Genomic DNA, 14,811 nt, shown 5'->3' with positions numbered 1-14,811 from the left:
TTCTAATTTCTCCAATTGAACTTTTAGCTTGGTTCACCAGTGATTTATCGTCTTAAATGAATCAAACTGTTTCTCTTACAATTATTTTTCCCTCTTATTAATCATAGAAAAGAGCCTGAGACCGCACTTGGTCCCAGGCTCGAATTTTCTCTATTCTTTATCTGTTTTTACTTCGTTCAATTTTTTGTAGCTTCAACAGTCATGACCTTCGCTTTGGCTTTTGTCTCACCTGTTTTTTCTAAAACGAAATTTTTTACTTTCTCCATATTGGTAATTAAAACCATCATCGAAGTTTCTTTACCGGCAGCTTTGATTGCTGCTAAATCGACTTGAGCAACAAGTGTATCAGGTGTCACCAACTGACCTTCTGTTACCTTCACCTCAAATGGTGTACCACCAAGGTCAACTGTATTGATCCCCATGTGAAGTAACACTTCTAATCCATTAGCGGTTGTGATACCAATCGCATGTTTAGTGGGGAACACTGAGCTGATCGTTCCACTTACTGGTGAATAAATCTGCCCATTGATTGGCTCAACAAAGTAACCTTCTCCCATCATTTTTTGAGCAAATACGGGATCACTTGCCTTTTCAAGTGATTCAACTACTCCATCAGCTACAGCAGCTAATGAAATTTCACTTGTGCTGACTGCTCCTGTATTTTCCGTCATTGGTGTCATTTCAGTTGTTGTTTCTTCAGCTAATTCTTCTTTCTCCAATTGCTCTTTAGGAATACCAAAGAAGAATGTTGCTAGGAAACCACCTGCGTAAGCAGCGAGTAACCCTAAGACATACCCTAACCATTTTCCATCTGAAATCAATGGGATCAAAGCAGCACCAGAAGGACCGATCGCAATAGCACCTACATTTCCAATCATCCCAACAACAGCACCACCAATACCACCACCGATACAAGCGGTAATGAACGGACGTCCTAACGGCAGTGTCACACCGTAGATCAATGGTTCACCGATTCCTAAGATTCCTACGGGTAACGCACCTTTGATCATTTCAGTCAATTCTTTATCTTTTTTACAACGAACCCACAATGCTAATGCTGCTCCGACTTGTCCGGCACCAGCCATCGCCAAAATAGGTAATAATAGTGTTTTTCCTGTTTCATCAATCATTTGGACATGGATCGGTGTTAAGATTTGATGCAATCCGAACATAACCATCGGTAAGAATAGTGTCCCCAAGACAAATCCTGAAAAGGCACCACCTACACCTAATACCCAGTTGATTCCGCCAACCATTCCATCTGAGATGAAACCAGCGAGTGGCATGATGAAGAAAATTTCGACTAAGCCAATAGCAATCAATGATAATGTAGGGGTAACAATAATATCAATGGAATCTGGTACAACTTTATGCAATTTCTTTTCAACGATTGCTAATAACCAGACAGCAAAAATAACTCCTAAAATCCCACCTTGACCTGCAGCTAACGCTTCACCAGTGAATAAGTTTTTAAGTGGCGCTTCTGGATTCATGCCTGTTAATAAGACTACCGCACCGATAACACCACCAAGAGTTGGTGTTGCACCAAAAACTTGAGCTGCATTGATCCCTGTATAAATCACTAAGAAACTGAACATACCATTTTTTAGAATGTTCATGATATCAATGTATTGTTGCCAAGTTGCTGCATCTAATGTACCCGCTGTCACTAAGTTTGCTAGTACCGCAGCAATCCCTGCCACAATCCCAGTACCGACAAATGCTGGAATCATAGGGACGAAAATGTTCGAAATATCTTTCAAGATTGATTTGATTTTTGATGGTTTTTGTTTATTTTTTTGAGCAGCTTTCATCGCTTGCGCTCTCTCATTTACCAAATCTTTTCCTGAGGCTGACGACTTATCAGAAGCTCTATTTCCTGAAGAAATCTGTTCTCCTAATTTTACACCTGCTTGATCTACCATCGTTTGTGCTACTTTGTTCACTTTACCAGGACCGATGATCACTTGCAGTTGTTCGTCCTCAACAACGCCTAATACACCAGGTATCGCTTTCAATTTTGCAACATCGACAAGCTCATCATTAATGATCTTCATTCGAACACGGGTCATGCAGTGGACAATGCTTTCGACATTGCCCATTCCACCTACACCAGCATAGATCCGCGTTGCTAGTTCTTCTAAAGTCAATTCATTTTTAGCCATTGGTTCTTCCCCCTCATAAGGTTCCTTTTACAAAGCCGTTTGCTTCAACTAATTTTTCTTCTGCTGTCGCTTTATCACTATTGGTTAAAATCATCACGATCGCTAATTTCACATTTTTATCTGCTTCATTAAAATACTTCTCAGCGGTTTGATAGTCAACCTCTGTTGCTTGCATAATGATTCGTTTTGAACGCTCAATCAATTTTTCGTTGGTCGGTTTCACATCGACCATCAAGTTATTGAACACTTTGCCAATCCCGATCATACTAATTGTTGAGATCATATTCAAAATCAATTTTTGTGCTGTACCAGATTTTAGGCGAGTTGAACCGGTTAGAAACTCAGGTCCTGCATCAACTTCGATCGGATAATCGGCATGTTGACTGATTTCAGCATTTTTATTACAAGAAATTGTAGCAGTAGTCGCACCGATTGTACGAGCATAATCTAAACCGCCAATCACATACGGTGTACGACCACTTGCGGCAATCCCGATGACCATATCATTTTCAGTTAATCCTAAGTTTACTAAATCTTCTTTCCCTAACTCTAAAGAGTCTTCTGCTCCTTCAACCGCAACTGTCATGGCTGCTTCACCACCAGCAATCAAGCCAATGACCATCTCAGGTTCTACACCAAATGTTGGTACACACTCTGCAGCATCTAGCACACCTAAACGACCACTTGTACCGGCACCCATGTAGATCAATCGACCACCTTGTTGGAAAGATTTAATCGTCTGTTGGATCACTGGTTCGATGCTAGCCAATTCTTTTGAAACGGCTTCGGCTACTTTATGATCTTCTTGGTTCATTAGCTGAACTGCTTGGGTAACACTCATTTCATCAAGTCCAAATGTTTGTTGATTTCGTCGCTCTGTTGTTAGATTTTCTAAATTAATTTGCTTCATTTGTTTTTCCTTCTCTTCTAATTATTTTAAAATTTACCCCTGCACGGATTTGCTCAAGTAGCGGTAACTCGGCTTCGCTTATTTGAGCGACTCGATTCACTTTTTCATCTGCTGGTAAATCCTTTTTAGTAATTTGAATCTCCCCCATGTAACGAAGATATCGTTCATTATCTAAAGTAATCGTTCCTTTTGCTCGTTCTTTCGTATCACGAGGAGGAATTTGAGGGATGTTTCTAAACCGTGCATCCGCACTGCGGATAACATCTCTTGCCTCATCTTGCCGATTCATATTGTTTCCTAAAATATACTCGTAAAACTGGGCATCAATTACTTCAGCATGTAGTAAAATTGTTTGTTCTCTTTGATACATGGCAAATTGTTCTTGAACTTCTTCTGAAAGTCCGCCATCACCGATATAAATCAAATCTGTATCGCATGACATCAAATCTAGCGCAGCAGCTAAAGGATGGACATGTCGATGACTTTCTAAAGTAGGTAAACCTTGATATAACGGACCACGTAAGGCTTCGTCGCCTGCCACAAAACCTTGGATTGTAAAGCCTTGTTCTTTTAGCCAATGATTTTTTTCTTGATACCATTTCCGATCTAATCCAGTTTCGGGACGCGGATAGTAATTATGCCATGCTTCAAGTTGAGAAAAATCTGCATTAGCGACTTGTAATTCTGTGACATCTTGTGGAGTGATCGTGCTGGCGTTTAAACTGATTTTAATTTGATGGCTCCAATTCGCAATTTGTTCATTTGAAAGATGATAATCCATTCGTAACCCAGTAACGCCAATCTTTTTTAATGGCTCTAAATCTGCCATCGAAAATCCAGCATGTTTTAAAGCATCTCCAGAAATATCTACCATTAGATCCAATTGATTTTCTTTGGCACATTCGCCTAGTTCTGTTAACCGTTTTTTATATAAACTAGCATCATCTTCAGGAATATGCATAGAAGTAAATATCCCATCAAACCCATTCTTTGCCATCTTTTGGATATAAGCTTTTTTTTCTATCGTTAAAGCTTCATTCATAAAAATCGAAAAACCAAACATCTGTCTCCCCCTCACGCGATGTATCCGTATTCATTTCTATGAACAGAGTATACCTCTTGTGAAATAAAATTTCAACATTTTTATAAAAATAAATTAATTTTATTTCTAAAAGCGTTTTCGTTGATTGATAATGATAGGCGATTTCAAAGATTAATGGCTAATTATATAACTAAAGAAAGAACGACACACCGACTAAAAAGTGTTTCATGCGCTGAATGACAGAACAAAAATACGCATCAATCATTGGTTCATTCTGACCTCTATTTGATTTTATACAACTCATCAGTCCTTATTGACAAAAAGCCACGTAAATAAACGGAAGAATGACAAAAATAGCAAAAACTATTTTTGTCATTCTTCCGCTTATCGGTTTCAGAAATCAACTATTTTTTTGATTCATGATACGAATGTTTGACTCCGCTGCTACCCGCCAAAAATGAGTTAAGACTTTATAGTGTTCAGCTCATGTTTACTGGGAAAAGTAACTAATTCCGTATTTTCAACAAAAAAATCAAAGAATGTCTCATTTGGCATAGGATGGAAATAAGCGTTCATGATACGAATCAACGCATTATGACAAACTAATAGGTAGACATTCTCTTCATCAGCAAGACATTCTTCGATCAATGGAACAACTCGAGCATAAACATCTAACACTGATTCACCATTTGGAAAACGCACCGCAAATTCTTGTCGTGCTTCTTGAAAGATTGTTTCATGACTTGGCATCCCGTCGTATTCCCCAAAATCCATTTCGATTAATCGTTCATCTACTTCCATTGGCAAGTGAAGTTTATCGGCAACGGCTTGCGCTGTATCTTTTGCACGTTGTAAAGGGGAATGGATAATCTTCGTGACTGGGATTTGTAATTCTGAAACTTTTTCAGCCAATTTCTCCGCTTGTTTTTGCCCTTTTTCTGTTAATGGGGCATCCGCTCTCCCGCAGACCCGTTCTGCTGCATTCCAAGTTGTCTCGCCATGTCTAGTTACATATAACATTATTCAACGCTCCTTTGTTTGTTCTGGCTCGATTGTAACATAACTAATGAGCAAAACAAGTTTCACTACTTATTGATGACAATGAGTTATTTGAGTGAAATGAGTCGATCAGCTATTTTATTTAAGAAGACTTGGTCATGATCCACAACCAACATTGCAGGTTTAAACGATAAAATCAGTTGCTCCAACTGGACTTGATTGAAGACATCTAAATAGTTCAACGGTTCATCCCAAATATATAATTCCGCTTCTTGAGAAAGTGACTTGGCTAGTTCAACTTTTTTGCGTTGCCCCATACTCATCTGTTCAATTCGGTTATGAAAGACTTCTCTTTCCATCCCTAACTTGCGGAGATTATTTAAAAATGTTTGATAATCAACTTTTTGCTTTTCTGCAAATTCACTGAGCGTACCGCGATTATCTTCATAATTCTGACGCACGTAACTGATCGTTAGTTGATTAGGCTTATGGATCGTACCTGCAGTTATTCCATCAAAATCGTCTAAAAGATAATGGATGATCGTAGATTTCCCTATACCGTTTGCCCCTGTCAACGCCACACATTCGTTTTGGTCGATCGTAAAATTAACGGGCGAAAAAAGCAGCTGTTGATACCCCAACTGTAAATTCTCCACAGTCAGCAATCGTTTATGATGTGTTTTTTTGACATTCATTGTCAAAGGCTCTACATATTCGATATCCTTCAATAATTTTTCTTTTTCCCCGATTTGCGTTTCCATCCGATTCACGATTGCTTTCGAGCGTTTCATCGTTCGAGCGGCATCCGCACCAATTGCACCACGATTCACTCTACGATTTTCAGTATCGATAAACCCAACGCTTTTTTTCGTCTTATCTCCCTCACGAGATCGGGACCACTCTGCTTTTTCTGCTGCAGTTTTCTTCAAGCGCGTGACTTCTTTTTTGATTTTTTCATTTTGGGCAATCTCAAACTCATTTTTTAACTGCTTTTGCTCTTCATATACTGAAAAGTTCCCCTGATACAGTTCTAATTGGCTTTTTTCAATTGCTAATACATGATCGACCACTTCATCGATAAATCCGCGATCATGGCTGATCACGATAAATCCTTGATTTTTTTTCTGCAAGTAATTAGCTACTTGTTTTCTTCCGACTAAATCCAAATGATTCGTCGGCTCATCGATCAAAGGAAAATGCTGATCATCAACAAAAAGCAGTGCTAAGAGTACTTTTGTTTTTTCACCACCAGACAGTGTGTGAAATGGTCGCCACAAAATCTCTGGGTCAGTTTCCATTAATTGTAGTTCTCTTTCGATTTCCCAAAGTTCGACATCAGCTATCTCATTCAACGCATCATAAGTAAATTGTGCTTCTTCTCCAATTTCTTGAGGGAAATAGTTAAATTCTTGCTGATGGATAATCTGTCCTTGATAAGGTAGTTTATCTTGTAAAATGTTCAATAATGTCGTTTTTCCACGTCCATTCCGACCGATCAATCCTAATTTCCAAGTGGTATCAAAATTCAATGTAGCTTGATCAAATAAGGGTAGCACTTGATTGTCATAACCAAAAGTTAAATTTTTAATTTCTATCTTCGACATTTATATCCTCCTATAAAAAAGACCAGTCCTATTTTCAGAACTGGTCGCCAAAGAAGGGATACAAAAAGAGACCCCACCAATGAAAACTCGCCAATTCTGAAAATCTGCCTGCTATTTTTTATTGAGTAAGTGTTTTTCACATTAAATTCTGCATGAGCAAGCTTCAACGGGCAATCATTAGACCGTTTCTCTTCACTCAAACATCGTGATTAATGTAATTTATGCACTTTTCTCATTAATAAAATAGCCTTAATGCAGCTTTCAATCATTGACTTAGTTTTTCAATGGCAAGATCCCTCACTTCGTTTTATTTGTCACTAGGTTAACATAATTATTTTTAAACTGTCAACTAAGATAAATCATCTTCCACTAATCGGCTGAGATTATGTGTCATAATCGCTACTTTTTCGAGGGTTTCTTGACGATCTAAGGCTTTTTTCAATTCAATCGGTCCTAGCTGGATACTAAAAACACTTGGCAGAAATTCATCTAATCGTCCAAGATTTTTTTCGCGACTGCCACATAACGCAATAACTTTTTTCCCATGTTTCTTTGCCAGTTTAGCTACACCATATGGTACTTTCCCATTGATCGTCTGCTGATCGATTCGTCCCTCACCTGTGATCACGAGATCTGCTTGTTTGATGGCTTCTTCTAAACCAATCAGTTGAGCAACAAGTGAAAAACCAGAAACCATTTTACCACCGACAAGCAATAACGCTCCACCGATTCCACCAGCAGCCCCACTTCCAGAAACAGCATTTAAATCAATATTAGTCGTTTGTTTTATCTGTTCGGTTAAATTCGTTGCCTGTTTGTCAAGAAATGCTAAAGTTGTTTTTGTACCACCTTTTTGCTTACCATAAATTTGAGCTGCTCCTTGTGGGCCACTGTAAAAACTTGTCACATCAGCAGCAACTAGCAATTGAACCTTTTTGAATTTTTCACGGCTTTTGCCCCACTCGATTCGTTTCGTCGTCAGCAGTGGATTTCCCTCTGTAGCCCCAACTAACTTGGCTCCTAGCGACTGCAACAGACCCAAGCCACCATCTGAACAGCCACTCCCACCTAATGTGACAATCACCTGATCAACCTCTTGTGTCAAAGCATCTTTCAAAAGTTCTCCCAAGCCAAAGCTAGAAGCTGATCGAATCGTTTGATCAGTTGGCTCCTTTAATAAATCAAGACCGATTACTTCAGTTGATTCAATCACTGCCAGGCGTTTTCCCGCATAAACCGTGAGTAAATATCTGCAGCTCACTTTTCGAAAAAGCAGATCTACCCCTTCGATTACCCGCCATTCACCACCTAAAGCATGATAGATCGCCTCTGCTGTTCCTTCTCCTCCATCAGCAATCGGGCGATTGATTTTTTCTCCTTTTTTTGAAAACCAGCCGTTCAAAGCTGCTTGATTTAATTCAAACGATGAGGCACTTCCTTTAAATGAATCAATGGCTGCTAAGATCGTCATTGTCGTTCCTCCTCTGTACGTTGCTCTCATTACTAGTAAGACATGTTTCTCTTTTTTTGACAACCAATACAAGTTGAAAATTTGCAAAAAACAATACTCGGATGGAACTTGGAAACCATTGATGTTGTTTTCTAAAAACAGAAAAGTGACGTTCAAGAATTCACTTCCTTCTTGAACGCCCACTTTCGATTATTGCTATTTGATTCTTGCTGTTTATAAGTGCTTTTTATTTGAAACAACCGACCATGTGGTATTAAGATGCTCATATTTCCTGTTCAAAGAAATTGGTATCACCCTCGTGTTTTCAGTGTCAAATCCACATTGATATACAGTATAATCACAATACACGATTCTGTGCGTAAAATACAAGCATTCATCTGGTAATTCTTCTAACGAATGATAAATCATTGGATTCAATTCAGTATATTCATTCATTTCGGACATGAGTAGTTCACGATAAAAAATTTGCTTTACAACACTAGGAGCCACAATGAAAATTTCAGTAGGTTGTTCTTCTTTTTCGTCTGTAATCAATGTCATACTTTTGACAAATTTTCTGATCAAGTTGTGATTCCATCTTACTTTTGGATAGTATGTTTCCTTCCAATCATTGAGAATAACTATGATATCCTCATACAGTTTTTTTTCTGCAGTAGTTAATAAATAGATTTGATCAGGGAGAAATACTTGACCATCTGCCCAGATCGTACGAATAAACTGTAAAAATGATTTTTTTAAAATAAAATCATTTTTACAATTTTTGTCAATTCTAGTTACAATTTTTTCGATTAGCTCATGGAGACAAGGCGTGTTTTCAATGAAACTGGTATAAACAACTTCAAAATCTTTTTTCAATAATTCCATATTTTCGTTCGTATAATTTCGTGTGTTAAATAACGAAAAAATATAATACACGTCTTCTTCTTGTATATCTAAATGTTCTTTTTGTTCAGCTAACCCTTGGCTAACAATATGAAATAAAGGCTTTTTTTCAGCTGACTTTTTATCTTCTTCATCAAAATAAAGAGGATATTCTTTACGTCCAATCGCTATTTCAATTCCTCGAACAATCAAAAATCTATCTTCCTCAGAATATCTTCGTTTGAAAAAATGTGTTTCGACAAAATCAATCAATTGGTGACAAGCATCTATTACTTGATGATTTTTATTTTCATACCCTTCCCAATTAATGTATCTCACTAAGGAAAGTAAAAGATTTCGCACGTCAAATTCAGGAATGATAATTTGTTTATTTCTTAAATAGGAATTAGCTTTAAAGAAATCTAAGACTGTCTTTTTGATCGTATAAACTTTACTTAAAGAGATAAACTCAAGATCTGATAATTCCGTACTAGTGAATTGCCCTCTAAAATAATAACTTAAAAATTTTAAAAAATACGATTGTCCATATAAAAACTGTGTTAACTCTGATAATTCAATACCATGTTTAAATATGACTCTATAGATATGCTTTTCTCGCTTAATGTCTTCGATACAATATTCTAAACATTCGGTGATACTTTCAAGATCGTGTAACACAGTAGGCATTGTCACACCTAACATTTTGGCAATATATTCGATATCTATTTCTTGAAATTCAAATAATTGCTCACAAAGATAGACTTTTCTCGAAATATTCCGCTCAATGTAATTTTCCAACATGCCTTTTTCGCTCCTCTAATTTATATATATACTTATTTAAACATATTACTTAAAACCCATTTTTTTTATTTCCTTAAAAGGAAAACGTTTACAAAAACAAAATAAAAAAGTCTGAGCTGGGAAAAAGCTTCTTCCCAGCCCGAACAAACCAATCATTAACTATAAATAAATGACAGTGAAGCATTTTTTGCATCGAGTAAAAAAGATTCAACTAAGGAGGAATCTGTCTTTCATCATTCTGCTTAATACTTTCTCGCTAATTTTAGTCAAAAATATCAACATCGAGTTTTTCGACAACATCTTTTAAAAGTTGGATTCCAGCGGCGCTATTACCAAAAGCATCTAATGCTGGGCTGAAAACACCCATGCCATAATAATTAGGAACAGCTACCATTAGGCCCCCACCGACACCACTTTTAGCTGGAACACCGACATGAACAGAAAATTCCCCTGATTCATCGTACAATCCTGCAGTTGTCATAATTGATTTGACAATCGTTGCGCTTTCTTCTGTAATGATTTGTTGTCCACTCCAAGGAGCAATACCTTTATTCGCTAAGACAGCGCCTAACTTGGCAATCCCTTTAGCAGTCACATTTACTGAACATTGTTTAAAATACACATCGAGGATTTCTGATACATCTCCGTCGATCATTTGATTACCTTTCATGTAATAAGCCAAGGAGCGATTAATATCCCCAGTTCTTGATTCAGAATGATAAATTTCTTCGTTCAATGTAATTTGAGGATCATCACAAATTTCTTTCATAAAAGCTAAAATACGATTGAATTTGTCCTCTGGATCTTTTCCGGCAATCAAAGAAGTGGTTGCAATCGCACCAGCATTCACAAATGGATTCATTGGATGATGACGATGATTGAGTTCCATATTCAAAATCGAGTTAAAAGCAAAACCTGTTGGTTCTGTATTGATCGTTTGAAAGACTTTATCGATGCCATTATCTTGGATGGCTAATAATAATACGGGGACTTTTGACATGCTTTCAATCGCAAAACGAACTTGCGAATCACCCGCTTCGATTAATTGATTTTTCTTCAAATCATAAATTGCCATTCCTAATTGTTCCGGATTTACTTGCGCAAGCGCTGGGATATAATCTGCTACATGTCCTGTTTGATAGTAGTGGAAATTTTTCCCAATCAATTGTTCTAATTCTTTGACATCCATTTTAATAACCAGCTTTCAATTTTTATTTATTATTTGCATGTTGAAATTTATGACGACATGCATAAATCGTAAAAGGAATAACTGCAACAATGAGATATGAAATGACTAAAATCGTTTCATAGATTCCATGTTGTCCTGCAGCAATACTTGAAGGTGGTACAAAAGAAATACAAAAAGCAAATAGTGAAGTCAATAATCCTAAACAAGCGACAATGGTTTTGACAACTTTTCCACCTGGCACTTGATAAGCCCGTTCTAATGAATCATCTTTGTAAACTAATTTTAAATAGCCAATAAAAAACATAAAATACAGCATCAAATAGATAACTACTGTTAGTGACATAGCTGCAAGGAAGGATAAATTATTTCCGCCACCACTTAATGTAAAGACAGTTGCCCAAATGGATGCAACGATCCCATTAGCAATCATTAAGTTTGCCGGTACACCATAAGCATTTTCTTTCGCAAAATGTGCGGGTAATAAACCTTCTTCGGCAGCCACATGTAAGGCTTTAGATGGTGAAGTGACCCATGATGCAATTTCTCCAATACCCCCTAAGCACACTAAGATAGCAAGAATTTTTGCAATCCAAGCAAGACTAGGATCAATGTGTCGCAATAAAAATTCAAGAGATTGAATAACCCCTGTATTGAGTGATAATCCTTGTTGAGGAACAGTTGTTGCCACTGTCAATCCACCAAATGTATCCAAAATAATCGCTAATATAACTAATACGAACATCGCTAGTGGATAATTCTTTTTAGGATTTTCCATTTCATTTGCATGACTAGCAGAAGTTTCTACCCCCATATACGCTAAAATAAATGAAACAAAAACGACTAATGTTGGTAATTTTGAAAAATCAGGTATCAATGTTTTCATTGATAGTGTCGTTTGTAAGGGTGCGCCAGAAGCCACATAGTGGATACCTAATCCGAATAGAACTAGTGCTGGTAACAAAATCCCTGCAATAAACCCGATCCGAGCGATCAATGAAGTATATTTTGTCCCTCTTAATTGAGACAATAAAATAGCCCAAAAAATAATTAAAAGAATCGCTAATTTCAAAAACTTATTATTTTGAATCGCAGAGATTCCTGTTGCATAAGATAATGCTCCTGTCAGGAAATACAACATCGTTAAGTAACCAACTGTGATTTCAAACCATTGGAAAAAGATGGCAGCAAATCCAAATCTTTTACCTAGCGTGCGACTTACCCAAGTGTAGACACCGCCTTTTTCCCAGCCTTTAACAGTTGCCATTTCAGCCGCACATAATGCTACCGGAATAAACCATAACAAACCGCCTAGCAACAGGAAGAAAACCAAACTAAAGCCCGATGTCGCAAATGTTGGGTACTCATAAAGTGAGACAACCATTGAGATCGTCATGGCTAAAAAACCAAAAAATGTTAATTTCTTCGCAGGAATTTTCGCTTTGCTTTCTTGCATGAAACTTCCTCTTTTCTACTATATTTAATTTATTTATTTTCAAAAAACGTGAAATCTAATCCTTCTTCTTGTTCTTCTTTCGTCGTCGTGATGATCGTTAGACACATGATGCTCTTTAAGATACCTGCTGTGAGCGCATAAGCGTATAAGGCAACTAGACAAACACCGATGATTTGAACACCTAATAGGAACCAGCTGTGTGAATCAGAGAGCAAATGAGCATTTGTAGCAAAAAGCCCAATTAAGATGGTTCCAGTAAAACCACCCATGCCATGTACACCCCATACATCAAGTGCATCATCCCAATTTTTCTTCTTACGAAATGCAACAGCATACTGACAAACAATTCCGGCAATGATTCCGATGATGATGGCACTTCTTGGATTGATATAGCCTGCACACGGTGTAACTGTTGCAAGTCCAGCGACAGAACCAGTTAAAATGTCGACAAAATCAAAACCATTCCCTCTGATTTTCGCTAAGATCAACCACGTCATCATCGCAAATGCCAACGCAACAAAAGTTGAACCAAAAGCATTGACCGCTTGGTAATCTGCTCGGAGTGCCCCTCCAGCATTAAATCCAAACCAACCAAACCAAAGAAGACCTGTTCCAATAGCTGCTGCCATCAAACTACTATGTCCTGATCGTTCAGAAGTAGGGATCTTTCTTTGTCCAAGTGTCAAAATACATGCCAGCGAGCCGAAACCTGCAGTTGTATGGATGACAGCACCACCAGCAAAATCTCGGAAGCCTAATTGTGCTAAAAATCCGCCTCCCCATATCCAGTGACAAACAGGGAAATAAATCAGAAGATTCCAAAAAATCAAAAGCAAAACATAACCTTTAAGATTCAATCTTCCAGCAAAGGCCCCCGTCATCAATGGAACGGTGATTACGATGAACATCAATTGATATAAAAAGAACATCAAAAAAGGAATCGTTGCTCCATGTAATAAATTAGGTGCGTTAGAGACATGCTTCATTAAAAAAAAGTCAGCTGGATTACCAATTAGTCCACCGATATCTCTACCGAAAGCTAATCCAAAACCACCAAATATCCACATCAAAGTTGTTATTCCTACTGAAAGAAACGACTGTGCCATAATAGTTGTGATGTTATTTTTCCGTGCCAGCCCGCCATAAAAAAATGCCAAGCCAGGAGTCATCAAGCAAACCATTGCGGTACATAAAATCATAAATGCTGTATCACCTGTATTGATAGGTAAATGATTCATTCGTTTTCACCTCTTTTCTATGGTTTGAGTATAAGAAATTTTAACATCTGTTTTTTGTTTATCTTTTTGCGTTTTGTATCGTCAAATCCGAAATAAACTAAAATATTGGTCTAATTACTTCTTAAAAGTCTTACCTTATTTAATATGTATCCGTTTTTTTAATCACTTTATCTAGCTGTCTGATGGATTTCCAGAGAAAATCCGCACAAAAATAATGCTGTTTTTTGTTTTTTTATTTTGTTATCGTTCAACTTTTTGAACAAAAATAAACTTTCTCTTTATTTTTTTCATTAAACTGAATCATTAGTAAACAAAACAAAAAAGAGTCTGGATATCAATCCGACTCTTTCTATGTAATACATATAAATATGATGTTCGATTTGCACAGAATTGCTTCACACGTTTAAACTCTATTCAATTGCTTTAGTGTTAATCCAAAGATTGGTCCAATCGCTAGTACACATAGAAGTGTTCCGATACCAATAGGGGCACCTAATAATACGCCTACAACGACCATTAGTGCATCTAAACCGATCCGAATAAAAGTTAAACTGAATCCCGTAAATTTATAAAGCAATTGAGTCAGTGCTTCTAGTGCGGCAGATCCTTTGTTTGAAGAAACATATAATCCCGCTCCAACCCCAAATAAAATAGGGGCTAAAAGAACTGCCATGATCGAATAGCCAGTCATGTTAACTGAAAGTTTATTTAGCCATGGTTCAATCTGTCCAATCAGTAATCCCAATCCAAAACCATTGATTAAACTACCGATCCCTAATTCTTTTCGATTGAAGATAGCAACGATTCCTAACACTACTGCATTAAACAACAAACTAGCTACCCAAAAGGGAATATCAATCAACGTCAACATACCTAATAAAAAAACACTGATCGTATCTGCGCCTTTATGTGCAGTGATCAATAATGTGATCGCTAATGCAATCATACTTGTCCCTAAAATCACTTGTATTATTTTTTTTCGTTCTAATCTATTCATTTTTCCTCCATCAAACCAAAAGATCCGCTTGTTGAACAATCAGATATTAAACAAATGACGATACATTTATCATATCTGATA

General features: G+C 37.2%; 11 protein-coding genes. All 11 read right to left on the bottom strand.

Annotated elements, in window-relative coordinates; translation table 11 throughout:
• Positions 1-176: 176 nt before the first annotated feature.
• The 11 genes from IGJ18_RS03560 to IGJ18_RS03510 all read right to left on the bottom strand — a co-directional run bounded on the left by IGJ18_RS03560 (position 177) and on the right by IGJ18_RS03510 (position 14,730).
• Entirely contained in the window at positions 177-2,165 is a 1,989-nt protein-coding gene (locus tag IGJ18_RS03560) for a glucose PTS transporter subunit IIA (RefSeq protein ID WP_081123014.1), read from the bottom strand.
• Positions 2,166-2,178: 13 nt separating this feature from the next.
• Positions 2,179-3,075 carry an N-acetylmuramic acid 6-phosphate etherase gene (murQ, locus tag IGJ18_RS03555; protein ID WP_010738315.1) on the bottom strand — a complete coding sequence of 299 codons (897 nt, stop codon included), beginning with the start codon at positions 3,073-3,075 and terminating at the stop codon, positions 2,179-2,181.
• A complete protein-coding gene (locus IGJ18_RS03550; protein WP_438842901.1) occupies positions 3,062-4,138 on the bottom strand; it encodes a DUF871 domain-containing protein in 1,077 nt (358 codons plus the stop codon). Before IGJ18_RS03550 ends, murQ begins: the two co-directional genes overlap by 14 nt.
• A 441-nt stretch (positions 4,139-4,579) precedes the next feature.
• A complete protein-coding gene (locus IGJ18_RS03545; RefSeq protein ID WP_010738316.1) occupies positions 4,580-5,137 on the bottom strand; it encodes a histidine phosphatase family protein in 558 nt (185 codons plus the stop codon).
• A gap of 86 nt (positions 5,138-5,223) precedes the next feature.
• On the bottom strand, positions 5,224-6,720 hold the full coding sequence (locus IGJ18_RS03540; protein WP_034699765.1) for an Lsa family ABC-F type ribosomal protection protein: 1,497 nt from the start codon (positions 6,718-6,720) through the stop codon (positions 5,224-5,226).
• A 349-nt stretch (positions 6,721-7,069) separates the two neighbouring features.
• A complete protein-coding gene (locus IGJ18_RS03535) occupies positions 7,070-8,191 on the bottom strand; it encodes a glycerate kinase family protein (protein ID WP_438842900.1) in 1,122 nt (373 codons plus the stop codon).
• Between the two features lie 213 nt (positions 8,192-8,404).
• Complete coding sequence (locus IGJ18_RS03530) at positions 8,405-9,853, bottom strand: hypothetical protein (RefSeq protein WP_034866326.1); 1,449 nt, start codon at positions 9,851-9,853, stop codon at positions 8,405-8,407.
• 262 nt (positions 9,854-10,115) lie between these two features.
• Positions 10,116-11,042 carry a glutaminase A gene (gene glsA / locus IGJ18_RS03525; RefSeq protein ID WP_010738321.1) on the bottom strand — a complete coding sequence of 309 codons (927 nt, stop codon included), beginning with the start codon at positions 11,040-11,042 and terminating at the stop codon, positions 10,116-10,118.
• 22 nt (positions 11,043-11,064) lie between these two features.
• Entirely contained in the window at positions 11,065-12,495 is a 1,431-nt protein-coding gene (locus tag IGJ18_RS03520) for an amino acid permease (RefSeq protein ID WP_438842899.1), read from the bottom strand.
• Positions 12,496-12,524: 29 nt separating this feature from the next.
• Positions 12,525-13,733 (bottom strand): ammonium transporter, encoded by a 1,209-nt coding sequence (locus IGJ18_RS03515; RefSeq protein ID WP_178286674.1) that lies wholly within the window; start codon positions 13,731-13,733, stop codon positions 12,525-12,527.
• A 403-nt stretch (positions 13,734-14,136) separates the two neighbouring features.
• Positions 14,137-14,730 carry a YczE/YyaS/YitT family protein gene (locus IGJ18_RS03510; protein WP_010719897.1) on the bottom strand — a complete coding sequence of 198 codons (594 nt, stop codon included), beginning with the start codon at positions 14,728-14,730 and terminating at the stop codon, positions 14,137-14,139.
• Positions 14,731-14,811: the final 81 nt, after the last annotated feature.

This window comes from Enterococcus sp. AZ078 (assembly GCF_051714985.1).
In the GTDB taxonomy this organism is placed as follows: Bacteria; Bacillota; Bacilli; order Lactobacillales; family Enterococcaceae; genus Enterococcus_B; species Enterococcus_B hirae.
This window is presented reverse-complemented; position numbering and strand designations above follow the sequence as displayed.

What these genes read in the sequence shown, in the direction of transcription:
- IGJ18_RS03560 (WP_081123014.1), bottom strand. Translation starts at nt 2,165, where the DNA reads ATGGCTAAAAATGAATTGACTTTAGAAGAACTAGCAACGCGGATCTAT.
- murQ (WP_010738315.1), bottom strand. Translation starts at nt 3,075, where the DNA reads ATGAAGCAAATTAATTTAGAAAATCTAACAACAGAGCGACGAAATCAA.
- IGJ18_RS03550 (WP_438842901.1), bottom strand. Translation starts at nt 4,138, where the DNA reads ATGTTTGGTTTTTCGATTTTTATGAATGAAGCTTTAACGATAGAAAAA.
- IGJ18_RS03545 (WP_010738316.1), bottom strand. Translation starts at nt 5,137, where the DNA reads ATGTTATATGTAACTAGACATGGCGAGACAACTTGGAATGCAGCAGAA.
- IGJ18_RS03540 (WP_034699765.1), bottom strand. Translation starts at nt 6,720, where the DNA reads ATGTCGAAGATAGAAATTAAAAATTTAACTTTTGGTTATGACAATCAA.
- IGJ18_RS03535 (WP_438842900.1), bottom strand. Translation starts at nt 8,191, where the DNA reads ATGACGATCTTAGCAGCCATTGATTCATTTAAAGGAAGTGCCTCATCG.
- IGJ18_RS03530 (WP_034866326.1), bottom strand. Translation starts at nt 9,853, where the DNA reads ATGTTGGAAAATTACATTGAGCGGAATATTTCGAGAAAAGTCTATCTT.
- glsA (WP_010738321.1), bottom strand. Translation starts at nt 11,042, where the DNA reads ATGGATGTCAAAGAATTAGAACAATTGATTGGGAAAAATTTCCACTAC.
- IGJ18_RS03520 (WP_438842899.1), bottom strand. Translation starts at nt 12,495, where the DNA reads ATGCAAGAAAGCAAAGCGAAAATTCCTGCGAAGAAATTAACATTTTTT.
- IGJ18_RS03515 (WP_178286674.1), bottom strand. Translation starts at nt 13,733, where the DNA reads ATGAATCATTTACCTATCAATACAGGTGATACAGCATTTATGATTTTA.
- IGJ18_RS03510 (WP_010719897.1), bottom strand. Translation starts at nt 14,730, where the DNA reads ATGAATAGATTAGAACGAAAAAAAATAATACAAGTGATTTTAGGGACA.